Origin of the sequence: Martinezella lusitana, from assembly GCF_014207095.1 — a bacterium.
Classification (GTDB): Bacteria; Pseudomonadota; Alphaproteobacteria; order Rhizobiales; family Rhizobiaceae; genus Rhizobium; species Rhizobium lusitanum_B.
Genome location: NZ_JACHBG010000012.1, coordinates 1 through 25,305, shown reverse-complemented (window position 1 = coordinate 25,305; position 25,305 = coordinate 1). Strand labels below are relative to the sequence as shown.

The following is a 25,305-nucleotide window of genomic DNA, read 5'->3' as shown; positions in this document are numbered from 1 at the left end:
TTATTTGATAAATGGAACCAGGGCCGGCGTGCGAGCCTTATAGTCGGCATAGGCGCTGCCGAAAGTCTCGCTCATCCAGCTTTCTTCGATTTGAACGCGGCGCAGAAATGCATAGAGGATAGCGATGATCGCAAGCACCGCGGCAATATCGCCGCGGGCGATGGCCGAACCGATAATGGCGAGCGTCAGGCCCGAATAGATCGGGTGGCGCACGAGTGCGTAAGGACCGGAACGGATCAACGCGTGGTCTTGCTTGACCGTGATGACGCCGCTCCAGTTCCGGCCGATGTGAAAGCGGGCCCATATGGCGAAGGTGACGCCGACGAACGTCAAAACGGCGCCGACATAATAGACGTTCAAGCTATGCGGGAAGATAAGAATATTGAGAGGTCCGAGCCAGGAACGATGTGCCGCCAGCAGAAAGGCGCCGATCCCGATCGGCACAGTATTGCCGAGGCGCGACAGGGGGTTTTCCTGGCGCACGGTTTTCTTGACGCCAAAAGAGGCGAAGAGCCAGATCAGAATTAAGGCGATCCAACAAGCGGGAATGAACTGATAGACGAGCATCGCTCACGCCATATCTCTATCCAACTCCGGATAATGCCGGAAAATGCCGTTTTCGTTAAACGGAATACGGCGGTCCGATTGAAGATAGCGGGCAATGTTTGGCCGTTTCATGACAGCCGCACGCAAAGCACTCAAGTGCGGATAGCGGTCGGAAAGGTGCGCTGTTGCGCGCGGAAAGGCATAACGCAACCCTTCGAAGACCTGGAAGAGCGATAGATCCACATAGGTCAATCCGCCGCCGAAGATATGCGCCGGCCCTTCAGGATTTTGCTGGAGCACCCGCTCGAAATAGCCAAGATATTTCGGAATGCGATTCTGGATGAATTCTGCCGATCGACTCTTGGCCTCCTCCTTCTGGTCTTCATAATATTTCGAGGTGGCAATGGGATGATGGGTATCATGCACTTCAGCGACAAAATCGGTAATCGTCAGCTGGAGGCCGTTCAACACATGACGCTCACCCTCATTTTGGGGGGCCAGGCGCAGCTTTGGCCCGAGATACATCAGTATGTTTGCCACATGCGGAATAATGCGTTCGCCATCCTTCAAGAACGGCGGCGCGAACGGGATATCGGCATCGGACCTGCTGCCCATGATTGCGATCATGGCCGGTATTCCCTGTCCCTTGCTTGACGGGCCGCGGCAAACATCGACGTAATCGGCGTCGGCTTCTTCCAGCGCCAATCGCACAAACTCGCCGCGACCTTGAATGCTGTCCCAATAATAAAGCTCATAAGGCATTCATCTCTCCCGCAGCATCTCTTGCCGCCATTGCAAATCGATACGCCGTAGCACAGGCCTGCTCGCGCCTTCGGCGGCATGATGCGTTGCTTGCACCTTGCGAGAACCTATCATCGGTTTTGCCAAACGAAAGGGGCCGATCCTGCGCCACGGGCTCGCGAGCCAGTCATTTGCACGGGCACGGCACTTCTTTCTCGTCCTGTTTCAGGAATGAGCGGCCTGCTCGTGGCGCTTGCGCGTTGCAGCCGCTTTCTTGGCCGATGCGGAGCGCTCGGCTGCCGGCCGGCTCGCCGAAGCGCGGCCGCCGATCCTGCCACCCTTCTCTGACGATAGATGGTTCTCCGGGTGGCCGCGACCGGAACCCGACTTCTTGCCGCCGCCACTCTCCTTGTTGACAGTTGCCCATGCGCGTCGCTCCGCTTCGTCACGGGAAACGCCGCGGCTCTCGTAACCTTCCTCGATATGCTCGGCTTTACGCTTCTGCTTGTCCGTGTAAGCAGATTTGTCTCCACGTGGCATGATCTTTCTCCCTAGTTTCGGATGAAAGACCAACCCGTCGTCACGGAAAAGGTTCCGATACCCGGCTGGGAGACGCGCGATTGATTGCGCCAAACCACGTGCGACGGTCGCTACGAGGCGCGCCACGCTGCTTGGCCGACGCGGGAAAGAACATCCCGACGGAGCGATCGATGATCAGAATAAGAATCAATGCCGCCATGAGATAGAGTGCGGCAAGTGCGAGAAGAGAAGTCATTGCGTCCCCCCTGCCCGGTCTACGCAACGGTAAGAACGGCACGCTGCAACGATCGTCGAGACAACAACAAACAGATCATCGATATAGCTAGTACGCATGGCGGGGCTCCCTGACCCCTCCTATAGCACCGATGTGTGACAATTATTCCATGCCTCGCGGCCAAGCCACCGAAATCATTGCCAATATCTCGATGACAACTGTCAAGAAACGAGCGGCTCGACGCTCATCATCGAGCCGCCCTCGCCTCCGCCGCACTCACGGGGCAGCACGTGCATCAGGCCTTGGCTTTGACAGCCTTCTTCGGGGTCCGCCTCGCGGTAGGCTTGTCCGCCGCCTCTTCAACGACGGCAGCCACAGCGACCGTCGGCTGACGCTTCGCCTTGGATTTCGCGCCGAGCTTGCTTTCCTTGCCGACGCTTTTTTCCAGAGCGATGCGCTCGCTGCTTGCCTGCTGCCAGTGCGTAACGTCACGCCCGGTCGGATAACCTTCCTCCTCCCAGATCGCATATGCACGTTTCTTGATCCATTCGTCCCGAGATTCCAACATCTGCTGTTCTCCGTTCGCATCAATGAACATGGTTGGTGATCGATGCCCGTTCTTGAAACGCGGGCTTTCATACCTCCCCCCGAGCAGCCAGGACCCCATGCATGTCGTTGGGTCATGGGGCGATTTCGCGAGTCCCGGCTCTCGAACCGCAGTGGCGCTTCACACTAGGAACACAAATTACCGTGGGGGACGGTAGCGAAGCGGCCGAACGTCGACACTATGAGCGCGACAAACACGCCGTTCAATTAAAAATATCTAATAAGACCTGCTTTCGCACCGAAAACATCCATCTATCAAAGATCGCAAGGCGGCTGATTGCAGCTTTTGCGGTCGTGGATATACTCGCGGCATGATCGACCTTGTGGCTGCCCATTGGGGCCAAATCCTTGCCGTCCTCTCCATCACCATGGGAGCGGCTGCCGCGATCCACGCCGCCATGACCAAAGAGGATGTCCGTGCCGCGATCGGCTGGGTCGGCGTCGTCATCCTGTCGCCTATCGTTGGCGCGCTGCTCTATGCCGTAGCAGGCATCAACCGCATTCGTCGAGCCTCTCTCGGCTCACAGCGCGACGCGCTCTTTCGCGAGAACACCATCGGCAAGCTGGCCAGTTTCGACGCCGAGGACGATCAGGTGCGGCGGCTTTTCGGCGATCGTTTCGGCTCGATGAAAACGCTTGGCGACCGTGTCGTGCGCTATACCATGAGCACGGGCAACACCATCGAAATGCTGACAAGCGGCGATGTCGCCTATGCTGCCATGAAAGCCGCGATCGACGGCGCCGAGCGCGCCATTCTGATGGAGACCTATATATTCGACCGCGACCCCATCGGCTTGCGGATCGCCGATGCGCTGATCGCAGCTGCCAAACGCGGCGTCAGCGTGCGCGTCCTGATAGATGCGGTCGGCGCGCGTTATTCGGTGCCGAGCATCATGGGCTATCTCAGCCAGGGCGGCGTCGATGTCGACGTCTTCAACGGCAACGTCATCATCGGACTGAGATTGCCCTATGCCAATCTGCGCACTCACCGCAAGATTCTGAGCATCGACGGGCGCATCGCGTTTACTGGCGGCATGAACATACGCCAGGGATTCACGCGCGAATTCGCCCATGAACACAGCGCACGCGACATGCATTTCTGCGTGACAGGTCCGGCGGTTGCCGACCTTTTCAACACCGCTGCCGAGGACTGGCGCTTCACCACAGGCGAAGCTCTGGACAGCGACGAATGGCGGATTGCAGTCCCCACCAACGAGCCCGGAGCGCCTGTCTTCATGCGCGTCGTCGCCTCGGGGCCTGACCGAAGCCTTGAGACCAACCACAAGATGCTCATCGGCGCACTGTCGGTGGCGCACAAGACGATCCGCATCATGTCGCCCTATTTCCTGCCGGATCGGGAATTGATCAGCGCGCTCGTCACGGCGGCAAGACGCGGCGTAGAGGTCGACATCGTCGTGCCGACGGCCAACAATCTCGTGCTGGTGGACCGTGCCATGACAGCGCAATTCGACCAGATGCTGAAGAATTACTGTCGCATCTGGCGTGCCGAGGGCCCGTTCAACCATTCCAAGCTTCTGGCCATCGACGGAATCTGGGCCTGTGTCGGTTCGTCCAATCTCGATCCGCGATCCCTGCGCTTGAACTTCGAGGTTGATCTGGAAGTGCTCGATCGCGGTTTTGCCGGCACGATCGATGCCCATATTGGCGCGATCCTGGAGACTGCACACCCGGTCGATCTTGAGAAATTGCGGGCGCGCCCCTTCGTCGTCAGGCTGATCGAGAAGGTACTTTGGCTCGGCTCGCCCTATCTCTGACAGCAAAGCGTAGAGACAAACTGTCCCTGTTGCAGCCTTTTTACATGACAAGGCCAACCATCGGTTCCTATACTCTGGCTGATATGCCCGACATGGTCTGATCAAGGAACGGTCGACGGATAGATGAGAAAAAACAAAGAAAGTCTCCGTGCGAGCATTCTGGAAAGCCTGAAGAACCGAAAGAAGTCGCTTCCCAGGCCGACAGGTCAGCCTGAGCGTCCTCAAGGTACACTGATCGCCTCATACAACGTCCATAAATGCGTTGGCGCCGACCGTCGCTTCGACCCTGAGAGGATCAGCCGGGTCATTCATGAAATAGACGCCGACGTCATCGGTTTGCAGGAGGCCGATACACGCTTCGGGGAGCGTACCGGCCTGCTCGATCTGCGCCGGCTCGAACGTGAAACCGGGCTTACCCCGGTCCCGATCGCCGGCACCCGCAAGGCTCATGGCTGGCACGGCAACGTCGTTCTCTTCAGGCAAGGCACGGTACGCGACGTGCACCAGATCAAGCTGCCGGGGCTCGAGCCACGCGGCGCATTGATTGCAGAAATCGAGCTGGCGCGCGGCGGCAGCATCCGCATCATCGCCGCCCATCTCGGCCTGCTGCACCGCTCGCGCGCCCAGCAGACGCGGCTGATCGTCGATCTTATGACCGACGGCCGCGAAATGCCGACCATATTGCTTGGCGATCTCAACGAGTGGCGTTTGGGCGACCGCTCGTCCCTCAATACGTTCCAGAATGCGTTCGGGCCGTTGCCTCCGGCGGTGCCCAGCTTCCCCTCGACGCTGCCGTTGTTGGCGCTCGATCGCATCATGGCAAACCGGCGCGGCATGATCTCGGCGGTCGAAGTGCATGACACGCCATTGGCCCGCGTCGCTTCCGACCATTTGCCCATCAAGGCTGTGGTCAGTCTCGAGCCGCCCGATACGGAAACCGAGGTTCGGTCGCAGGCAGTCCAAGCTTAAAAGCTTGCTGTGGTCATCACGGCCTCCCGCAGGAAGCCGCGATGAGAGTTGGACTACCCTTTTTGCTCAGGCGGGATTGATGGCGGCAAAAACCTCCTCGTAACGCCCCTCTCGTTCAGCCGAGCGCCGCGCACGGTCTCGCTCGACCAGCACCTCGCCCCGAGGATGGTTTCCCGTTTCCAGCAATTGCATGACTTCCGCCACATAGGCGGCGACTGGGATGGCGCGCGGATCGATCGCCTGATGACGACCGGTAAGCTCGGTTTGCACATAGGGCGGCGAAAGCTCCAGCACTTCGACAGGGATGTTGCGAAGCTGAAAGCGCAGCGATTGCAGCCAGGAATGCAGGAAGGCCTTGCTGGCGCAATAGGTCGGGAAATCAGCGCGCGGAATGAAGGCGAGGTTCGAGCTCGTCGCCATGATCGTCGCTCCTGCCCGTCTCCTGAGCACCGGCAGGAATGCGGCTATCACCCGCAATACACCCATAATATTCGTGTCGACGATAGATTGCGCGTCTGCCGCATCCCAGTCGTCTACCGTCATGTCCTCCGCGCGGGAGATACCGGCATTTGCGATGAGGACATTCAGTTCGGGAAAGCACGCCCGCACATCTCTTGCCAGTTTGGACAATGTGTTGGGATCGTCGAGATCAAGCTGCATTCCCACAAGGCCGGGTCGATCTGCCGCTATCTGCTCAAGCAGAGACAAACGCCTCCCTGTGATGATGACGCGGTTGCCGCGGTCGTGAAAGGCTTCGGCCAGCGCGCGGCCGATGCCGCTCGTGCCGCCGGTTATAAGGATCGTATTGCCGGTCATTCGCATAGTTTTGCTCCATTGTTGCGTGCGGGCTCGGCCCGACGGTTAGAGCGCACCTGTCGGCAGCCTGTAAGATTGCTCCGAGGAAAGCCGAAACAAAGCGACATGGCTGCGCAGGGGGCGCCGGCGCCAATGGGAAACGTCGTCTTCCGCAATGCTCCATGCCGGCCCACGACGCCAGCGCTTGGAGACAAGCAAAGCAAGCGAGAACCGCATGCTGCCGGCCGCCAGGCGCGGAACACAATCGGAGCCATCAAATGGCGGATAATCGGAAATGGGAAAAACGATGTCATACCATAAACGCCTCTCGTATCGAGACCTCCCTGCTGGGACCTTCTCGACAAAGGCGCGTTGGATGACGGTAACGCCTACGACAATGCTACTTGAGCAACTGTATTCCGGCGTCTAGCTTGACGCCGGCTTGTTGTCAATCCAAGGCCCCCTGCACGAGGGAGGCCTTGGATGAATGAAATCACGTAAGGACCGCTTGCGGGGGGACCGCACCGCTGCGCTTTTCACCTGCAGCCGAGAGGATGGCGACCACACAAGCCAAAATGAGCGCAACCGCACCGAGCACCGGCAGGCTACGATAGCCATATCCGCCCTCCAGCAAGGCAGCGCCGACAACCGCGGCAATCGCGATACCGATGTTGAATCCTGATGGAATGAGGGAAGAAGCCAGGCTCGGCGCGTCCGCGGTCCACATAAGGATGCGAGCCTGAATAGGAGTGCCGATAGCGAAGTTGAGCGCACCCCAGACAAAAATCGTGACCGTCATCGCCAGAGGATAGGGGCTAACCATATAAAGGATTGAGAGTGTTACGGCCTGAATGGCAAGCAGCGCAATGAGCGACGGCATGAGCTTCCAATCGGACAGTCGCCCACCGATGAAAACGCCAAGCGTTGCCCCGACGCCGTTGAGCAGCAACACCCAGGGAATGACCATGGCATCAAGGCCCGTCACCTCTTGCAGCAGGGGCGTTATGTAGGTGAAAGGCACCATCTGTCCGATCATCAGAGCAAGCATCATGATGAGCGATGTCCAAACCTGCTGACGGCCGAGAACGCGGACCTCTTTGCCCAGATGGCCGGACTGTCGGGGTTCAGCCTTGGTTTGCGGGATCAACACCCATATTGCCACCAGTGCGAGGGCGCCGACTACGGTCATCGCCCAGAACGTCGTCCGCCATCCCCAAAGGCCGCCGATCGCGGCGCCTGCGGGCACGCCGATGATGTTGGAGACCGTCAGGCCCGCGAGAATTACGGACACGGCGCGACCTCGAAAGGCCTGCGGGACGAGACCAACGGCAACCACCATCGCAATGCCGAAATAGGCGCCATGAGCAACGGCGGTCGCAACGCGGAAGACCAGCATGCTGGCGAAGCTAGGAGCAAGTGCGCAGGCGACTTGGCCCAGGCAGAAGGCTGTCGTGAGGGCGAGAAGAATAGTGCGCCGCGAAACCTGCCGCGTGGCCATCGTCAGGAATGGCCCGCCAATCGCGATGCCCAGCGCATAACCGGAAACCAGATAACCCGCGAAAGGAATGGAAACACCCAGTCCGTGAGCCACATCCGGGAGAATACCCGCAATGACGAATTCGGTAGTGCCGAACGCGAAGGCGGCGAGAAACAAAGCAAATAGGGGCAAGGGCACGTCCATCTCCCATATAAAGGCATAAGGATTTCTTTATATTACAACCAAAAGGACATCAAGCGTCGCTTGCGAGAAAGTGAGCGCAGCGCTGCAATCCGACAGAGCTTTCTATGGTGCAGCGAGCAAAATTTTCAGAGACGGAAGCTGTTGCCGGCTGCATTCAGCGCACGCCGTCTAAAGGCTCATCGGCTCAAGAGGATTATACAGGCACGCACCTGCGCCATCGGCTATGTGCCGCGAACCAAGCTGCGATAACGCTGCTGGCTGCCCATGAGATGCCGCCGCATCGCAGCCCTGGCGACATCCTCGTCCCGGTCAGAAATCGCCTCGGCGATCTGGCGATGTTCGACCTGAATTTGCATGATGTAGTCTGCGTCGGCGTCTTCATCGCGGTGATCGAGCAGGAAGGAGCGCGGTATCATCTTCCTGCCGCTCAGTTCCAGAAACTCCTTGAAACGCGGATTATTGGTTGCATCCGCTATGGCCAAGTGAAAGGCAAAATCGGCGTCGGATGTGGCAGCGCCAGCACGCAAGGCACGATCGATATCCTTGCAGCGCTCAAGGATGGCCTCCTCCTGGGCCGGCGAGCGGCGAATGGCCGCAATCCCCGCCGCCTCCGTCTCGACCGCGGTACGCAGTTCCAGCATCTCGATAATCGAGGAAATCCGGGCGGGGTCGGTCGCCATCAGCTCTGCCAAGGGAAACGGCTGCACCGCACTTACAAAGACACCGACACCGTGCCGCACTTCGACGAGACCGTCGGCGCGCAACGACGCGATCGCCTCGCGAATGACGGTGCGGCTGACCTTGTAGCGTTCGGTCAATCCCCCTTCGCTCGGCAGCCTCTTACCGGCTGGCGATGCGCCGTCGAGAATATCCTGGCGCAATTGCTGAGCGACATAGTCTACGAGGTTGCGTTTGCCGGGAGGCTGCGCGTCGCCCTCTTTGCGCGCGATCATACCCTCACGCCGCATCTCGTTCCTCCTAAATTTCGCCGGCCAATTCTACAGATGTATGATGACTGCGGAAAGGACATATTATAACTTGTTCGCAACGACATTGATCGGGAGACAATCATGTTGCAAACACTATTGCTTACGGGCGCGGCCGGCGGCGTGGGCCAGGCGCTCAGACCGCTTCTGTCGCAAATTGCCGAAAACGTCATCCTGTCCGATCTCACACCGATACGTGACCTGAGGCCGAGTGAGCGTTTCGTCGCCTGTGACCTCGCTGATCGCGATGGCGTCAACGCTCTCGTCACAGGAGTCGATGGCATCATCCATCTCGGCGGGATCTCCGTGGAAAAGCCCTTCGATTTGATCGTGCAAGGCAACATCGTCGGACTATACAATCTCTATGAAGCGGCGCGCGCTGCCGGTAGACCGCGCATCGTCTTTGCGAGCTCGAACCACACGATCGGCTTCTATCGGCGCGACGAGCGCATCGACAACAAGGTGCCGACGCGGCCGGATTCGCTTTATGGTGTATCGAAGGTCTTCGGCGAGGCTGTCGCCAGCCTCTACTTCGACAAGTTCGGCCAGGAGACGTTGTCAGTCCGCATCGGCTCCTGCTTTCCAGAACCACGCAATACGCGCATGCTGGCGACCTGGTTCAGTGTGCGGGACTTTCTGTCCCTCTGCGGCTGTGCCTTCGACGCGCCGCGTCTTGGGCACACGGTCATTTACGGCGTTTCCGACAATGACGAGCAATGGTGGGACAACAGCAATGCCGCCTTCCTTGGCTGGAGACCAAAGGATAACGCCGCCCATTGGCGAGCTGAAATTCTGTCGAAAACACCGCAGGACGATCCGAACGATCCGGCGGTCATTTATCAGGGCGGCGGCTTCGCATCCGCTGGTCACCCGGAAGACTGATCAGCCAAACTCGCCTCGACAACAAAGACCGGTTTCAGGTGACGCTACGGAACAAGGTCCAGCGGGTCGGCCTGAAAGCAACGCGGTTGCGATCGAGCGCGTCCGCCTTGTTCGGCGGCAGCTCGATTTCGATATTGTCATGGCTGGCGCCGATATCGATTTCGAGATGTCGCGTACCGGCGACGCGCCGGCTGGCGATGAGCAGACCGGCGATGGAGCCGCCGTCGCCTTCCTGTAACTCTATGTCGTGCGGCCGGAAATAGAGATGGGCCTCGCCATCCGGCTCGTGCGGCGTGCTCAGCCCCAACGGCCTGTCTTCGAACCATATCTCGCCGCTGGCAATGCGTACCTTGACGCGATTGGATTGACCGATGAAACCGTAGACAAACGGAGAATTCGGCGTGTCGTAGATTTCGTCCGGAGTGCCGACCTGCTCGATGGCCCCCTTGTTGAGCACGACGACGCGATCGGCAAGCTCCAGCGCTTCCTCCTGGTCATGTGTTACGAAAACCGTGGTGTGACCGGTCCGATCATGGATTTCCCGCAGCCACTTGCGCAGATCCTTGCGTACCTGTGCATCGAGCGCGCCGAACGGCTCGTCCAGCAGCAGAACATTCGGCTCGACTGCCATGGCGCGTGCCAGTGCGACGCGCTGACGCTGACCGCCGGAGAGCTGCGCCGGGTAGCGCTTTTCCAAACCGTTCAGCTGCACGAGTTCCAGCAATTCCAGCGCGCGCCGACGAATTTCCTCGCGCGGTGGACGACGCGATGCCGAGCGCACCTTCAGGCCGAAAGAGATGTTGTCCAAGACGGTCATGTGCCGGAAGAGCGCATAATGCTGAAACACAAAGCCGATATTGCGCTGCTGCACGGTCTTTCGCGAGGCATCATCCTCACCGAAGAAGATCTTGCCTTCCGTCGGCGTTTCCAGTCCGGCGATCAGGCGCAGAAGCGTCGTCTTGCCAGAGCCAGACGGACCGAGGAGCGCAATCAGCTCGCTCGAGCGAATATCCAGGGACACGTCATGCAATGCGGGAAAGCGACCGAATTCCTTACGCAGGTTTTGAACGCGAACTTCCATCAAGAATTCCTTCAGTGACGCCTGCTGGCTGCGATCTCTTCGCTATAGCGCATTTCCAGCAGCGTCTTCAGCAATAGTGTGACAAGGGCAAGCAGGGCCAGAAGCGTGGCAACGGCAAAAGCCCCTGAGAAATTATATTCGTTGTAGAGGATCTCGACCTGCAGCGGCATGGTGTTGGTTTCGCCGCGAATGTGACCCGAAACGACCGAAACGGCACCGAATTCGCCCATGGCACGGGCATTGCAGAGCAACACGCCATAGAGCAGGCCCCATTTGATATTCGGCAGGGTGACATACCAGAAGGTCTGCCAACCATTGGCGCCGAGCGAGAGGGCGGCCTCTTCGTCGGCGCTACCCTGTTCCTGCATTAAAGGGATCAATTCGCGCGCCACGAAGGGGAAGGTCACGAACATCGTTGCGAGGACGAGGCCGGGAACCGCGAACAGAACCTGCAAGCCGTGGCTTTGCAGCCATGGCCCAAGCACGCTGTTGGAGCTGAAAAGCAGCACGAACACCAGGCCGGAAATGACGGGAGAGACGGAGAACGGCAGATCGATCAGGGTCGTGAGGAAAGCCTTGCCCTTGAACTCGAATTTGGCGATCACCCAGGCGGCTGCAACACCACAGACCAAGTTCAACGGCACGCTGATGCCGGCAACGATCAAAGTCAGCCGGATGGCAGCAAAAGTCTCCTCGTCGACCAGAGCTTCGAAGAAGGTCCCAATGCCCTTGCGAAAGGCTTCGACGAATACTGCCGCCAGGGGCAAAAGCACCATAAGCGTCAGAAAAATGAGCGAAATCAGCACGAAAACGATGCGTGCGACCCGGCTTTCGGTGATGACGGAATGTTCTACCGTGGAAATGCCAGAAAGATCATGCGCCATAGCCGTACCTCCTTCTGCTCCAGGACTGAATGAGGTTGATGACGAGTAGCATGGTGAAGGAAATGAGCAGCATCAACGTCGCGATCGCCGTTGCCGCCGCATAATTGTACTCCTCGAGGCGGATGACGATCAGCAGCGGAGCGATCTCCGAGACATAGGGCTTGTTGCCGGCAATGAAGATGACTGATCCGTACTCGCCGGCGGCACGCGCAAAGGCAAGCGCAAAACCAGTGAGCGCGGCAGGCGCAAGCCCCGGCAGCAGAACGCGCGTAATCGTCTGGAAACGGCTTGCACCCAGGGTCGCAGCAGCCTCCTCCACTTCGCGGTCGATTTCCTCCATGACGGGCTGTGCCGTTCGCACCACGAAAGGCAGTCCAACGAAAATCAGCGCGATGATGATACCGATCGGCGTGAAAGCGATCCTTATGCCGAGTGGCGTCAGAAACTGGCCGATCCAGCCATTCGGCGCATAGAGCGTCGTCAGTGCGATACCGGCGACTGCCGTCGGCAGGGCAAAGGGCAAATCGACCATGGCGTCGAGAATGCGCTTGCCGGGAAAGCGGTAGCGCACCAGCACCCAGGCCAGGATGAGACCAAGCACAGCGTTGACGAGCGCAGCGACGAAAGCGCCACCAAAGCTCATTCGCAGCGCATAAAGCGTGCGGACATCAAGAGCCAGTGCCCAAAACTTCGACCAGCCGAGAGCGCTGCTTTTCCACAGCAATCCCGACAACGGAATGAGAACGATGAAGATGAGCCAAGCCAAGGTAACGCCGAGCGCCAATCCGAAGCCCGGAATGACACTCGGCTGCCGAAACCGCCACCGTTTGCGGGTTATGGAATGCATTCAGTCTTATTGCCCCGGCTTGTAGATCTGATCGAAGACACCACCGTCGTCGAAGAACTTCGGCTGAGCTTGGCTCCATCCACCGAAATCGTCAATCGTCGCCAGCTTCAAAGCCGGGAAACGTGCGATATCCTTAGGATCGGCCGCTTCCGGCTTGGTCGGCCGGTAATAGTGCTTGGCGGCGATCTTCTGACCTTCGTCCGAGTAGAGATAGTTCAAATAAGCTTCCGCGATCTTACGTGTGCCCTTCTTGTCGACATTGCCATCGACGACGGCGACGGGAGGATCGGCGCGGATGGAAACGGATGGGGTCACGATCTCGAATTTATCGGGGCCAAGTTCGTCGAGCGACAGATAGGCTTCGTTTTCCCAGGCGAGCAGCACATCGCCGAGGCCGCGCTGCACAAAGGTCGTCGTTGCGCCGCGCGCGCCGGCATCGAGAACCGGGACATGTTTCAGAAGCTTGGACACGTAGTCCTGCGCCTTGGCATCGTCGCCACCATTGGCCTGCTTGGCCCAGGCCCATGCCGCCAGAATGTTCCAGCGGGCACCGCCCGACGTCTTCGGGTTAGGCGTGATGACTTCTACACCGTCCTTGACCAGATCCGGCCAGTCCTTGATGCCCTTCGGATTACCCTTGCGGACTAGGAAGACGATGGTCGAGGTGTAAGGAACAGAATTGTTCGGGAATTTACTCTTCCAGTCGGCGGGAATCTTATTGGTCGCTTTGGCGATCGCATTGATATCGCCTTCGAGCGCCAGGGTCACGACATCGGCGTCAAGACCATCGATGACCGAGCGGGCCTGAGCGCCGGAACCGCCATGAGACGCCTTGATGTTGACGGTCTCGCCGGTGTCCTTTTTCCACTTTGCTGCGAAGACGGCGTTGAAATCCTTGTACAGCTCGCGCGTCGGATCGTAGGAAACATTCAGAAGCGTCTTATCCGCCGCCCATGTCGGCGCAACGGCCGCAATCGAAAAACTGCCGATCAGAACTGCTGTGGCGAGAAGCCGGGAAAGCCTTATCGTCTGCATGGATGAACCCCCTTCGTTTGCCCCTAAACCCTATCAACTTGGTCGTATAAAGTAACGAAGACCGTTCCCGTTTTCAGGAACTTCGGAGAACAACATCCCATAGAATCAAAGAAAATGAAATCGCATTCCGGCGCGGGCACATTATCGCAATCACGATAGCCGATGGCGGCCTCAAACCTGAAAGATGGAATAGAGCTCGTCGGCGCTCTTTGCCTGCTTCATCTGCGCCTGCACACCGTCCATCCTCAATCGTCTTGCGATCGCGGCCAGCACGTTTAGATATTCGCTGCGGCCGCCCTCCCCGAAAAGCAGCACGAAGGCCCATTCAGTCGGGATATCGTCGATGGCCTCGAAATCCACTGGTTGAGCGAAACGGGCCAGAAGACCGCGAGGCCGCGTCATGCCCGCAATCGCGGAATGCGGAACCGCGACGCCATTGCCTATTCCGGTCGTCCCGAGCTTTTCGCGCGTCTCGAGCGCCCGCAATACGGCAGCGCCGTCCAGGCCGAAACAGGTCGCGGCTTTCGAGGACAGCGTCTGCAAAGCCCGCCATTTTGTCGGCGCAGCCACTCCGATGAAGACATGCTCGGGCAGGATGATGGTGGAGAGGTCCATGGTCGCTCTTACGGGTCGGACAAATCGATGAATGATGCGCAAGTTTCGCGGATGTTGGTCGAGCACGGGCCTTGCTCGACCAGCATCCAAAACCCGTCATCTCATTCCGGTTCGCGAAGACGATAGCCAACGCCGGTTTCGGTGGTGATGTAGTGAGGCTGATCGGGCACCTGCTCGATCTTCTGCCGGAGCTGGCGGACATAGACCCGCAGATATTGCACATCCGCCGCCGGCCCCCAGATCTGCTTCAGCAGGAATTGGTGGGTCAGCACCTTGCCGGCATGCTGAGCGAGCACGCGCAGGATGTCATACTCCTTCGGCGACAGCTTGATCTCGCTGCCATCGACCTTGACGATACGCTTGACGAGATCGATCGAAAGACCGCCGGTCTGGAAAATCGCCTTTTCCCCCTGCTGCTGCAGGCGGTGACGCAAGGCAACGCGAATGCGCGCCGCAAGCTCGTTGACGCCAAATGGCTTGGTAATATAGTCGTCCGCGCCGCTTTCCAGGGCCTTGACGATACCGGCCTCATCGGTGCGGCTCGACAAGATAACAACTGGTATCTGCACCCCGTCTTCACGCCATTCGATCAAAAGATCCTGCCCGGATTTGTCTGGCAGCCCGAGATCGAGAACGACCAGATCGGGCCGATCCTCGTTGACCGAAGCCCGGGCGGTGGCGGCATTCTGGGCCTCGTTGACAACGTAGCCCTGGGCACCGAGGCCGACACGCAGCAGTTTGCGGATCGGCGGCTCGTCATCGACGACGAGAATCTTGACGGCAGTCGTGTTCATTTCAATTCATCCAGCTTCGGGACATCGTTTGGTCTTGGCATGCGGATGGTAAAGACCGCCCCTTGGCGATCCGTTCGGTTACCGGCAGCAATCGTGCCGCCCATAGCTTCGACAAAGCCGCGGCAGATGGAAAGGCCAAGCCCCGTGCCCGCCCTCACCTGGTCTCCCTTGCGCACACGGTAGAACGTGTCGAAAACGCGCTCGAGATCGGCGGGCGGGATACCGGGCCCCTCATCCATGACGCGGAACACGATATTGTCGATATCGGCCCAGGCTTCGAGGCGAATGGCCGAACAATCCGGGGCATATTTGGCGGCATTGTCGAGCAGATTGAACAGAACCTGCTCGAAAAGGACCGGATCGACCTTCACCATTGGCAGGTCGACGGGAATTTGCACCTCAGCGCGGTGGCGGTTGAGGATTTTTTCGGCGCGCCGCAGCGCACTGCCGACAATATCACCGCCATAATGCAACGCATAATTCGGCTCCATCGCACCGGACTCGATCTTGGTCATGTCGAGCAGGTTGACAATGAAACGGTTGAGCCGTTCGGATTCATCGATAACCGTCGACAGAAGATCGACACGATCCTCATGCGGCAGCGTTTCCAGATAGTCCCGCAGTGTGCCCGCAGCCCCCATGATTGCTGCGAGCGGCGTCTTCAGGTCATGGGAAATGGAGGTCAGCAGCGCCGAGCGCAACCGGTCCGCCTCGACGGCCAGCTTGGCTCGGTCGACATCCGCCACCAATTGCACGCGCTCGATGGCGAGCGCCGCTTGATCTGCAAGAGCGTCGAGAAGCCGCTGCTGCTCCGGCGTCAGAAGCGGGCCTTCGCGGCGGTCGCTGTCGAGACCGATAACGCCGACGGCGGTGCGGCCAGTGCGCAGGGGCACGTACAGGCGCTTGGCACCCGGCAGGGTATCGGCACCGCGACCGGCGGCATGATTGTGCTCCCAGGCCCAGCGCGCCGCGGCGATATCGGCATCATCGAGCGTATCGTCAGGCGGATAGCCGGCCCTGACGGCGATCGTGCCGTACTCCGGCAAAAGCAGAACGACGCGCAGCTTCAACATCGAGGCGAGTTGGAAGGCAGTTGCCCACAAGACATCATCGAGCGTGCCGGTGCCGGCGAGCTTCTTGGAAAACAGATAGAGGTCTTCGGTTGTTCGAGCACGCTGACGCGCGGCAAAGGCCTGCCGCTGCACCGTTGCCGTCAGGTTACTGGCGATAATCGCGACGCCGAGGAAGAAGAAGAAAGCCAGCACGCTTTCCGGATCACTGATCGTCAGCGTGTAGCGCGGCGTCAGGAAGAAAAAATTGAAGGCAAGAGCACCAAGAATACAGGAATAGAGCGCCGGGCGCAGACCCTGTGTCACGGCGCTGGCAAGGACCGCCATCAGGAAAACCAGCGCCAGATTGCGCACGTCCAGAACCTGATCGAGGATGACGCAGAAGCCCAGCGCGATGGCGACATACAGCGTTGCCAGAGCATAGCCGCGCAACTGGAAAGGAGACGGCGAAGGCGCGACTTTGACACCACGATTGGCCGCCGGTCCATCGACCTCGCTGCCGGAAATGACATGCACGCTGATGTCGCCGGCCTTGCGGATGAGATCGTAGGAAACCGAACGCCGCGACCAGTCGCGCCACGACCCGATCTTCGGCGAGCCGATGACGATATGGGTCACGTTGTTGCTGGCCGAATGGCGAAGCAGTTCCTCCGCCACCTCGCGGCCCGGAAGGGTTATGGCCTCGCCGCCGAGCTGCTCGGCGAGCCTCAGTGTTGCAGCGATCGTATCGCGCTGCGCTTCCGTGAGGCTGATCGAGCGATTGGTCTCGACATAGACGGCGGCCCAGGGCGCGCGCAGACGTGACGCCATGCGCGCGGCATAACGCACCAGCGAGGCGGAGCGTGGGTGATGGTCGATGGAGACCAGCACGCGCTCGCCCGCGGCCCAAGGCCCGGAAATGGCATGGGCCTGCATATGCGTCAAAAGCTGATCGTCGACGCGCTGCGCCGTGCGCCTCAGCGCCAATTCGCGCAGCGCCGTCAGATTGCCCGGCGTGAAATAGTTGGTCAGCGCCCGCTCGGCGGTCTTCGACACATAGACCTTGCCATCATGCAGGCGCTTGATGAGGTCGTCCGGCGTCAGATCAATAATCTCGACGTCATCGGCAAGATCGATGATCGAATCGGGCACCGTTTCCCTGACGCGGATACGCGTGATCTGCGATACGACGTCGTTCAGGCTTTCGACATGCTGGATATTCAGCGTCGTATAAACATCGATGCCGCGCTCCAGGAGCTCTTTGACATCGAGATAGCGCTTGGGATGGCGGCTGCCATGCGCATTCGTGTGCGCGAGTTCGTCGACCAGCACCAATCCGGGCCGGCGTCTCAGGATGGCGTCGAGATCCATCTCCTCGAGCGCCCTGCCCTTGTAGTCGACCTCGACGCGCGGGATGATTTCGAAACCGTCTAGCAGAGCCTGCGTTTCGCGCCGGCCGTGGGTCTCGACCACACCGACGACCACGTCTACGCCATCGGTAATCTTTGCCCTGCCGGAAAGCAGCATTTCATAGGTTTTACCGACGCCGGGCGCTGCGCCCAGAAAGATTTTCAGCCGTCCGCGTGCCTCGGCCTTTGCTTTTTCCAAAAGCGCGTCAGGCGAAGGCCTGCTTGTCATGTCGCGGCTGTCATCTGCCATCGGTGGGACGTCTTTCATGACGAGGTTGAGACGGCGCAAACCGTCTCAACCTACTCAACTTACTGTTTCATAGAAGCATCGAGGGCTTGGTTCAATGCCAGCACGTTGACGACCGGCTCACCCAGGACGCCGAACTCCCGGGATTCGACGGCGGCATCGACAATCGCCTTGAGCTTGGCCTCATCCATGTTGCGCGCCTTGGCCACACGCGGGATCTGGAAATAGGCCGCGTCAGGCGAGATATCCGGGTCAAGGCCACTGCCGGAAGTCGTCACCATATCCATCGGAACCGGCAGGTTGGGATTCTGTGCCTGCAGCGTCGCGGCATCACCCTTGATGCGGGTTATCAAGCTCGAATTGGTCGGACCGAGATTGGAGCCACCCGAATTCGCCGCATTGTAGGGCGCCGAAATCGTCTTGGTCGCATCATTCGGGTCGGTGCCAGTCGTGGCCGAAGGGCGGCCATGGAAATACCCATCGGTAGCGAAGTTCTGGCCGATGAGGCTGGAGCCTACGACCTTGCCATCCTTTTCCACCAGGCTGCCATTGGCCTGATGGGGGAAGAGAGCTTGGGCGGCACCTGTCATGGCGAGCGGATAAGCAAGGCCGGTCAGGACGGTCGTAGCAACGACCATGACGATGGCGGGTCTGATTTGTTTCAACATGAGGGAACTCCTTAGGCGAGGCCGATGGCGTTGATCGCCAGATCAATGGCCTTGATGCCGATGAAGGGAACGATGATGCCGCCGAGGCCGTAAATCAGCAGGTTGCGGCTCAGCAACGCGCCGGCACCGATCGGACGATAGCGGACGCCCTTCAGCGACAGCGGGATCAGCGCAACGATGATCAGAGCATTGAAGATGATGGCCGAGAGAATGGCACTCTGCGGCGTCGCAAGCCCCATGATGTTCAGCATCTTCAGCTGCGGATAGAAGGCAATGAACATCGCGGGAATGATGGCGAAGTATTTCGCGATGTCGTTGGCGATCGAGAAGGTGGTCAACGCGCCGCGGGTCATCAGCAACTGCTTGCCGATTTCGACGATCTCGATCAGCTTCGTCGGGTCGCTGTCGAGGTCGACCATGTTACCGGCCTCGCGGGCGGCAACGGTACCCGTGTTCATGGCCACGCCGACATCGGCCTGGGCAAGTGCCGGAGCATCGTTGGTGCCGTCGCCGCACATGGCGACGAGCTTGCCCTTGGACTGCTCCTCGCGCATCAGCGCCAGCTTCATTTCCGGGGTCGCCTGAGCAAGGAAGTCGTCGACGCCGGCTTCCGCTGCAATGGCTGCGGCGGTCAGCGGATTGTCGCCCGTGATCATGACCGTGCGGATACCCATGCGGCGCAGCTCGGCAAAACGCTCGCGGATACCGCCCTTAATGATGTCCTTGAGGTGAATGACGCCAAGCAGACGGCCGTCGCGAGCAACGGCGAGCGGCGTGCCGCCTGCCTTGGCAATCTCGTCGGCGATTCCCTGCAGTTCACGCAGCATTTCGCTCGAGGTGCGCGACATGACCGCCGTACCGTCGGTGCCGCTATTGGCGGCGCCATCGACATAGGCGAGCACGGCATCGACTGCCCCCTTGCGGATCGACGAGCCATCAAGGTCGACACCGCTCATGCGGGTCTGGGCGGTAAAGGGAACGAAAGTCGCCTTCAGGCTCGTCATGTCGCGGCCACGGATGGCATATTTCTCCTTGGCAAGCACGACGATCGAGCGTCCCTCAGGCGTTTCGTCGGCAAGCGAGGCAAGCTGCGCTGCATCGGCCAGATCCTGCTCGCTGACGCCTCGAACCGGGCGGAAAGCCGTTGCCTGGCGATTGCCGAGGGTGATCGTGCCGGTCTTGTCGAGCAGCAAGGTGTCGACGTCGCCAGCGGCCTCGACGGCGCGACCGGACATGGCAAGCACATTGAAGCGGACCAGACGGTCCATACCGGCAATACCGATCGCCGACAGCAATGCACCGATGGTGGTCGGGATCAGCGTCACGAATAGGGCGACAAGCACGACGGTCTGGATCGAACCGCCAGCATAGGCGGCAAAGCTCGGGATGGTGACTGTAGCAAGTACGAAGATCAGCGTCATGCCGGCCAGCAGGATGTTGAGCGCGATCTCGTTCGGCGTCTTCTGACGCTCGGCACCTTCCACCAGCGCGATCATACGGTCGATGAAGGTCGAGCCAGCGGCGGCAGTGATGCGCACGCGGATCTCATCCGACAGGACCTGCGTACCGCCCGTTACGGCCGAGCGGTCACCACCCGATTCTCGGATGACAGGCGCGGATTCGCCCGTGATTGCGGCTTCGTTGACGGAAGCGACGCCTTCGATGACCTCGCCGTCCGAGGGGATGATGTCCCCGGCTTCGACCAGCGCGACGTCGCCGACCTTCAGGCTGGTGCCGGGCACCATCTTGTAGTCGGTACGGCTATTACCGACAAGCAGCTTCGCCTGGGTTTCGGTGCGCGACTTGCGCAGTGAGTCCGCCTGCGCCTTGCCGCGGCCTTCGGCAACGGCCTCGGCGAAATTGGCGAACAATACCGTGAACCACAGCCAGATATTGATCTGCAGTGAAAAGCCGAGATTACCGCCGCCGGTGATGAGGTCGCGCAGGAAGAGGATGGTCGTCAGCATCGAAACGACGGCGACCACGAACATGACGGGGTTCTTGGCAAGCGTGCGCGGGTTCAACTTCTTGAAGGAAGCGCCGATCGCCGGAACGAGGATGCGAGAATCCAGAATACTCGCTGATTTTAACTGGCTCATAAGAGGCTCCAGCGTGAAGAGGAAAAGGTCAGATCGGAACGCTGCCGATCAGCCGATAAGAAATCCGAAAACGACTAGACCGAGGAACAGAGCGATCATCGCCAGGAGGATGGCATCGGATGCGCAGGTCGTTCCGGTCGGACCACGCCCCCTGTCGGAGGGGCGTGGATCGATCGCTTTTCTAAGCTTGCTCAGAAGCGGTTGGCTCATGGCCGTCGTTCCTTAGAAGGCCTGACCGGTGATCATCGCGAGGTGTTCGACGATCGGTCCAAGCGCAAGCGCCGGGAAGAAGGTCAGACCACCGACGATCAGGATCGTGCCGACGAGCAGGCCGACAAAGAGCGGTCCGTCGGTCGGGAAGGTGCCGGCCGAGGCGGGAACCGTCTTCTTGGTGATCAGCGAACCGGCAATGGCAAGTGCCGGAACGATGACCAGGAAGCGGCCGATCAGCATGACGAGGCCGAGCGTGATGTTGAACCAAGGCGTGTTGCCCGAAAGACCGCCAAAGGCCGAACCATTGTTTGCCGCAGCAGAGCTGTAGGCATAGAGGATTTCAGAGAAACCGTGCGGACCGGCATTGCCGACGGAAGCCACTGCCGAAGGCAGCACGGCAGAAATGGCAGTGAAGATCAGCATGCCGAAGGGCAGGCAAAGCACGGCGAGCATCGCCATCTTCACTTCTTTGGCTTCGATCTTCTTGCCGAGATATTCCGGCGTACGGCCGACCATCAGCCCTGCAACGAAGATGGCGATGATGATGAACATCACGATGCCGTAGAAGCCGGCGCCGACGCCACCGATGATAACTTCGCCAAGCTGCAGGTTGATGAGCGGGATCAGGCCACCGATAGCGGTGAAGCTGTCGAGCATGCCGTTGACCGCACCGCAGGACGCAGCCGTAGTGATGACGGCGAACAGCGAGGAGGCGACAATGCCGAAGCGAACTTCCTTGCCTTCCATGTTGCCGCCCTGGATGCCGAGCGCATGGACCAGCGGGTTGCCGGCAGCTTCAGCCCAATAGGTGATGATAACGCCTGCAATGAAGAGAGTGCACATTGCAGCCAGGATCGCCCAGCCCTGACGCTGGCTGCCGACCATTCGACCGAAGACGTTGGTCAACGCCGCGCCGATCGCGAAGATCGACAGCATCTGGATGAGGTTGGAGATTGCGTCCGGATTTTCGAACGGATGCGCCGAGTTGGCGTTGAAGAAGCCGCCGCCATTGGTGCCCAGCATCTTGATGGCAAGCTGCGATGCGACGGGACCAACGGCGATCGTTTGCTGAGCGCCTTCGAGGGTCGTCGCGTTCACATAGGGGCCAAGCGTCTGCGGAACGCCGAGATAGACGTATACCAGCGTCAGCACGATGCAGATGGGCAGCAGCACATAGAGCGTCGCACGGGTCATATCGACCCAGAAGTTGCCGATCGCCTTGCCCGAGGCACGCGCGAATGCGCGGATCAACGCAATGGCGATGGCAATGCCGGTTGCTGCGGACACGAAGTTCTGCACGGTCAGACCTGCCATCTGCACGAGGTAGGACATCGTGCTTTCGCCGCCGTAGTTCTGCCAGTTGGTATTGGTGACGAAGCTCGTAGCGGTGTTGAAGGACAGTTCAGGACCGACCGCAGTCATGCCCGCCGGATTGTACGGCAAGCCGGCCTGCAGTCGCTGCAGCGCATAGAGAACGATGAAGCCTGCAAGGCTGAACAGGAGCAGCGAAACCGAGTAGGTCGTCCAATGCTGGTCTTCACGTTCGTCCGTGCCGGCCAAGCGGTAAAGTCCTCGCTCCACAGGACCGAGGACATAAGAAAGGAGTGTGCGCTCGCCGGTAAACACACGTGTCATGTAACCGCCAAGCGGTTTGACGAGCAGAAGGAGGATCCCGATGAAAATCAGGATCTGGAGCCATCCGTTGAGGGTCATGGAAGTAACTTTCCCTATCCAGCGCTGTTAGAAGCGCTCGGGGCGAATGAGAGCATAGACCAGATAGGCGGTGAGAAAGAGCGTCACGCCGCCACCGAGAATGTAATCGAGAAGCATTGTCGTCCCTCCGACTAGAGGCTGTCGCAGGCCTTGGTGTAAGCGACACAGAGGAGAAAAAATAAAACGCCGATCCCGACAAGAAAAATGTCCATCATCGATCGCGAATCCTTGATTGTTATTGTTGACTGCAGAAGCGATGGGGAGCACCGCAGATGAACAGCGCTTCTTTTCTTTCTGCCAAGGGAGAAGAACACTTCGCGTGCATCTTCCATCGACAATATGCGGCCGAATGGCATTAAGGTTCGAGACGGGCGCCAAAGCAAAGATATAAAAATCTTATAAATGCCAGCTCCGGTCATTCGGGCTGGCGACCGCGTCTTTATAACCTGGCCTGCACTTAAGGACCTCGGCGCGAAAAGCGCCGCGGCGAACTGCACGGAAAGGCGCGCTCAGCGAAGCGATCTTCACTGGATTGGGCGATCTGGATCACGTCCAAAGGAAAAGCCGCATATCGGCGTTCCCAGCGCGACGAAGGTGACGACAGGATAATTGAGCGCTTCAAGAGCTTGAATGGAGGAATGCGGGGAGGATCTACGCGCGGAAAGTGGCCGCCGTGCATTCGCCTGACAAGGATGCTCCGGGCTCCCAGACGGTGGAGCTAGCCGAAAAAAATGACGCTCTAAAAAAGAAAGACCGATGAGCGTGTCAGCGAAAAACCCGCTGAGACAGTGGCGCCCGCCCTCAAAGCTTGCAAGGGCGGGCGCAAATCAATTCCAGGCAGCCAGTTTAAGCGTGCGCAGCATCCGTGCCCTGGATGGCCGAAAGCGTCCAGTCCGAACCGGGCTTGCGCACGAAGGTCCAGAGCTCAACCGTTTCCGATGGCTTGTGATCGTCGCCGTCGACGAGCTTGCCCGTCGTACGATCGAGCATGGCGTCGATGCTGGAATAGCGCATCGCGAGCGTCGCGTATTCGGCATTGTCCTCGCGCCACGCTTCGGCGATATCACCCTGCAGCAGGCGAACGTCGGTTACACTGTTGCGTACGCCATTGGTGGCATTCTCGCCCAATTCTTCCGCAAGGTAGGACATTGCCTCCGGCGTAGTCAGCCGGCGCAGGGTCGCGTAGTCTTCCTTGCCGTAGGCAGACTGGACTTCGGTCAAAAGCCGCTCGAAGCGATCGAGATCGGCCTGTTGCAATCCGATTTCGTCCTCGGCCTGCCGGGCTTTCTGAGCAGCGCCGGCCATCGCACCGCCACCGATCGTCGGAATGGAGAAGGACGGACGCGGCGAGGTGCCGGCATTGTTCATCGCGTTCACATTATAGGGCGAACCCGTTCCCGGTGCCGCATATTGCGTGCGCTGGCGGTTTGCGAAGAAGCGCATGGCAAAGCTGACGGCGGCGATGATCAGACCGATCTGCAGCAACATGCCAAGGAAGCCAAAGCCGCCGCCGAAACCATGGCCGAGCATCATACCGAGCAGGCCACCGGCGAGCAGGCCACCGATCATCGATCCGCCAAATCCGCCGAAGAAGCCGGGACGCTGCGGCACGCCGACCGGTTGCTGCGCGGCGGGCTGCTGAGGTCTGGTTGTCATCGTCCGATCGATCGGAGCGGCCTGTGTCGGAGCCGTTCGCGTTGTGGCGGGCGCGTCAAACGTCCGCGTTCCGCGGCTGCCGAACCCGCCCGAGCCGGCACGGCGTGCGTCGGCAACATCGAAGGTCGCCACAGTGGAAGCTGTAGCGAGCAGGACGATGGCTGCGATCTTGGCAAAACGGGGAACTGCACTCAGCATTGGCTCTCCTCTGATTGAGCGAAAATGGAATTCAGCCACCATATGGGGATGCCGAACTGCGATTGTAAGTTGGTGTGCCGTCAAATTTCAAACCGCAGCGCGTTTTGAGCCGGAAAGCTCGGCGGATTTTGCCGCGAAAGCCCCGAAAATATCGAGGCATCCCGTGCTGGCGCCGACCGGCAATCCGCCTAGTTTTCCTCGGCGCCTTCGAGCAATCCGTCATACACTTCCATCAGCGCGTTGGTGATTGCCTGTCCAAGTGCGTTGCCAGCCGCGCGGACATCATCATCCGTGCCGTCACGTGCTGCCCTGGCCAACTCGAAGCCCTCGCCGCTGACGATCTGCTTTGCGACCTCGATGGCCCACAGACCGAAGTCGCCACGATTGTCGATCTTCATCGCCTCTTCCATGATCAGTCCTGTTCCTTTGTGTTCACTCGCTGCAATCAGCCTCTACACACTCATGTGGAGCAAGGCCAGTATGATGGCGCCGTCGCGCTGCTGATGACCTAGCCTTTCCTTTTGGGATAAGGGGTATCATGGCAAGCCGATCGGTCAACAAGCGCGACCCGTCAGGACGGCAGATCGCCCTAAACCGGCTTGAGAGGGTAGAACCGCGAGGGAAACTGCGCCCTCCCGCCTGGGCGACGAAAACTGACAATTTCCCGAAATTGGAACGGCAGAAGGCCGTGGCAAGCCTTGCGGACGCTGGAAATTGTGGAAATACGCCCTTTCGAGCCCCTAAAGATCAACAGGCCTCGTGACAATGAACGGCTGCAATGGAAATGATTCCTCCGTAACCAATGCGGGGAAGCATCATGACCACCACCAATGAAATCGCAGACAAGATTGCCGCTGATCACAAGCTGACCAAGGCTCAGGGCAAGGCAATCGTCGAAGCCGTCTTTGCATCTATTATCGGAGCAGCTACTTCCGGCGCAGAGACCTCCATTCCGGGTTTCGGCAAGTTCAAGGTGAGTGCGACGTGAAAGTCGCCTAAGTAATTGTTTGTACGGGATTTATATTCCGGGACAAACCTGATGTTCCGTCATCAGTAGCCTAC

The 25,305-nt window shown here is 59.4% G+C and carries 25 protein-coding genes and 1 pseudogene; 4 read left to right on the top strand and 22 right to left on the bottom strand.

The genetic code is table 11. The features are described from left to right. The 5 genes from GGD46_RS21705 to GGD46_RS21685 all read right to left on the bottom strand — a co-directional run bounded on the left by GGD46_RS21705 (window position 1) and on the right by GGD46_RS21685 (window position 2,609). On the bottom strand, window positions 1-567 hold the full coding sequence (locus tag GGD46_RS21705; protein ID WP_184707768.1) for an isoprenylcysteine carboxylmethyltransferase family protein: 567 nt from the start codon (window positions 565-567) through the stop codon (window positions 1-3). Window positions 568-570: 3 nt separating this feature from the next. Beyond that, window positions 571-1,308: a glutathione S-transferase gene (locus GGD46_RS21700; protein WP_184707766.1), complete on the bottom strand. Its 738-nt coding sequence runs from the start codon at window positions 1,306-1,308 to the stop codon at window positions 571-573. 204 nt (window positions 1,309-1,512) lie between these two features. After that, on the bottom strand, window positions 1,513-1,827 hold the full coding sequence (locus GGD46_RS21695) for a plasmid stabilization protein (protein WP_184707764.1): 315 nt from the start codon (window positions 1,825-1,827) through the stop codon (window positions 1,513-1,515). Between the two features lie 40 nt (window positions 1,828-1,867). Beyond that, on the bottom strand, window positions 1,868-2,062 hold the full coding sequence (locus GGD46_RS21690; RefSeq protein WP_184707762.1) for a hypothetical protein: 195 nt from the start codon (window positions 2,060-2,062) through the stop codon (window positions 1,868-1,870). Window positions 2,063-2,336: 274 nt separating this feature from the next. Continuing rightward, complete coding sequence (locus GGD46_RS21685; protein WP_184707760.1) at window positions 2,337-2,609, bottom strand: DUF2934 domain-containing protein; 273 nt, start codon at window positions 2,607-2,609, stop codon at window positions 2,337-2,339. Window positions 2,610-2,958: 349 nt separating this feature from the next. Between GGD46_RS21685 and GGD46_RS21680 the strand changes: the two genes are divergently transcribed. Both GGD46_RS21680 and GGD46_RS21675 read left to right on the top strand, forming a co-directional pair. Then, complete coding sequence (locus GGD46_RS21680) at window positions 2,959-4,422, top strand: phosphatidylserine/phosphatidylglycerophosphate/cardiolipin synthase family protein (RefSeq protein WP_184707758.1); 1,464 nt, start codon at window positions 2,959-2,961, stop codon at window positions 4,420-4,422. 123 nt (window positions 4,423-4,545) lie between these two features. Then, on the top strand, window positions 4,546-5,391 hold the full coding sequence (locus GGD46_RS21675) for an endonuclease/exonuclease/phosphatase family protein (RefSeq protein WP_184707756.1): 846 nt from the start codon (window positions 4,546-4,548) through the stop codon (window positions 5,389-5,391). 66 nt (window positions 5,392-5,457) lie between these two features. Here the strand turns inward: GGD46_RS21675 and GGD46_RS21670 are convergent, their stop codons facing one another. The 3 genes from GGD46_RS21670 to GGD46_RS21660 form a co-directional block, all read right to left on the bottom strand. Continuing rightward, window positions 5,458-6,213 (bottom strand): SDR family oxidoreductase, encoded by a 756-nt coding sequence (locus tag GGD46_RS21670; protein ID WP_184707754.1) that lies wholly within the window; start codon window positions 6,211-6,213, stop codon window positions 5,458-5,460. Between the two features lie 466 nt (window positions 6,214-6,679). Further along, entirely contained in the window at window positions 6,680-7,867 is a 1,188-nt protein-coding gene (locus tag GGD46_RS21665) for an MFS transporter (RefSeq protein ID WP_184707752.1), read from the bottom strand. Between the two features lie 221 nt (window positions 7,868-8,088). Beyond that, window positions 8,089-8,835 (bottom strand): FadR/GntR family transcriptional regulator, encoded by a 747-nt coding sequence (locus GGD46_RS21660; RefSeq protein ID WP_246806437.1) that lies wholly within the window; start codon window positions 8,833-8,835, stop codon window positions 8,089-8,091. A gap of 102 nt (window positions 8,836-8,937) precedes the next feature. Here GGD46_RS21660 and GGD46_RS21655 point away from each other — a divergent pair, with 102 nt between their 5' ends. Beyond that, entirely contained in the window at window positions 8,938-9,735 is a 798-nt protein-coding gene (locus GGD46_RS21655) for an NAD-dependent epimerase/dehydratase family protein (protein ID WP_184707750.1), read from the top strand. 34 nt (window positions 9,736-9,769) lie between these two features. Here the strand turns inward: GGD46_RS21655 and GGD46_RS21650 are convergent, their stop codons facing one another. The 14 genes from GGD46_RS21650 to GGD46_RS21585 form a co-directional block, all read right to left on the bottom strand. Beyond that, on the bottom strand, window positions 9,770-10,816 hold the full coding sequence (locus GGD46_RS21650) for a sulfate/molybdate ABC transporter ATP-binding protein (RefSeq protein WP_184707748.1): 1,047 nt from the start codon (window positions 10,814-10,816) through the stop codon (window positions 9,770-9,772). An 11-nt stretch (window positions 10,817-10,827) separates the two neighbouring features. After that, complete coding sequence (gene cysW, locus GGD46_RS21645; RefSeq protein WP_184707746.1) at window positions 10,828-11,700, bottom strand: sulfate ABC transporter permease subunit CysW; 873 nt, start codon at window positions 11,698-11,700, stop codon at window positions 10,828-10,830. Further along, the gene (gene cysT / locus GGD46_RS21640) at window positions 11,690-12,547 is read right to left on the bottom strand and encodes a sulfate ABC transporter permease subunit CysT (protein WP_184707744.1); all 858 of its coding nucleotides are present in this window, start codon (window positions 12,545-12,547) and stop codon (window positions 11,690-11,692) included. Before cysT ends, cysW begins: the two co-directional genes overlap by 11 nt. Before the next feature lie 6 nt (window positions 12,548-12,553). After that, window positions 12,554-13,582: a sulfate ABC transporter substrate-binding protein gene (locus tag GGD46_RS21635; RefSeq protein WP_184707742.1), complete on the bottom strand. Its 1,029-nt coding sequence runs from the start codon at window positions 13,580-13,582 to the stop codon at window positions 12,554-12,556. A 171-nt stretch (window positions 13,583-13,753) separates the two neighbouring features. Beyond that, entirely contained in the window at window positions 13,754-14,197 is a 444-nt protein-coding gene (locus tag GGD46_RS21630; protein WP_184707740.1) for a PTS sugar transporter subunit IIA, read from the bottom strand. Window positions 14,198-14,298: 101 nt separating this feature from the next. Beyond that, window positions 14,299-14,991 (bottom strand): response regulator transcription factor, encoded by a 693-nt coding sequence (locus GGD46_RS21625; RefSeq protein WP_184707738.1) that lies wholly within the window; start codon window positions 14,989-14,991, stop codon window positions 14,299-14,301. Next, the gene (locus GGD46_RS21620) at window positions 14,988-17,699 is read right to left on the bottom strand and encodes a sensor histidine kinase KdpD (protein ID WP_184707736.1); all 2,712 of its coding nucleotides are present in this window, start codon (window positions 17,697-17,699) and stop codon (window positions 14,988-14,990) included. Before GGD46_RS21620 ends, GGD46_RS21625 begins: the two co-directional genes overlap by 4 nt. A 59-nt stretch (window positions 17,700-17,758) precedes the next feature. Then, window positions 17,759-18,364 (bottom strand): K(+)-transporting ATPase subunit C, encoded by a 606-nt coding sequence (locus GGD46_RS21615; RefSeq protein WP_184707734.1) that lies wholly within the window; start codon window positions 18,362-18,364, stop codon window positions 17,759-17,761. Between the two features lie 11 nt (window positions 18,365-18,375). Next, window positions 18,376-20,463 (bottom strand): potassium-transporting ATPase subunit KdpB, encoded by a 2,088-nt coding sequence (gene kdpB / locus GGD46_RS21610; protein ID WP_184707731.1) that lies wholly within the window; start codon window positions 20,461-20,463, stop codon window positions 18,376-18,378. A 48-nt stretch (window positions 20,464-20,511) separates the two neighbouring features. Continuing rightward, the gene (locus tag GGD46_RS21605) at window positions 20,512-20,673 is read right to left on the bottom strand and encodes a hypothetical protein (protein WP_184707729.1); all 162 of its coding nucleotides are present in this window, start codon (window positions 20,671-20,673) and stop codon (window positions 20,512-20,514) included. A gap of 12 nt (window positions 20,674-20,685) precedes the next feature. Further along, entirely contained in the window at window positions 20,686-22,389 is a 1,704-nt protein-coding gene (kdpA, locus tag GGD46_RS21600; protein WP_184707727.1) for a potassium-transporting ATPase subunit KdpA, read from the bottom strand. 27 nt (window positions 22,390-22,416) lie between these two features. After that, on the bottom strand, window positions 22,417-22,506 hold the full coding sequence (gene kdpF / locus GGD46_RS21595) for a K(+)-transporting ATPase subunit F (protein ID WP_184707725.1): 90 nt from the start codon (window positions 22,504-22,506) through the stop codon (window positions 22,417-22,419). Between the two features lie 729 nt (window positions 22,507-23,235). Further along, on the bottom strand, window positions 23,236-24,243 hold the full coding sequence (locus GGD46_RS21590; protein WP_184707723.1) for a Tim44 domain-containing protein: 1,008 nt from the start codon (window positions 24,241-24,243) through the stop codon (window positions 23,236-23,238). A gap of 188 nt (window positions 24,244-24,431) precedes the next feature. Further along, a complete protein-coding gene (locus GGD46_RS21585; protein ID WP_184707721.1) occupies window positions 24,432-24,653 on the bottom strand; it encodes a hypothetical protein in 222 nt (73 codons plus the stop codon). Between the two features lie 407 nt (window positions 24,654-25,060). On the opposite strand from GGD46_RS21585, the pseudogene GGD46_RS21580 reads away from it, so the two are divergent. Further along, a pseudogene (locus GGD46_RS21580) lies at window positions 25,061-25,228 on the top strand (HU family DNA-binding protein); the annotation flags it as partial. Between the last annotated feature and the right edge of the window lie 77 nt (window positions 25,229-25,305).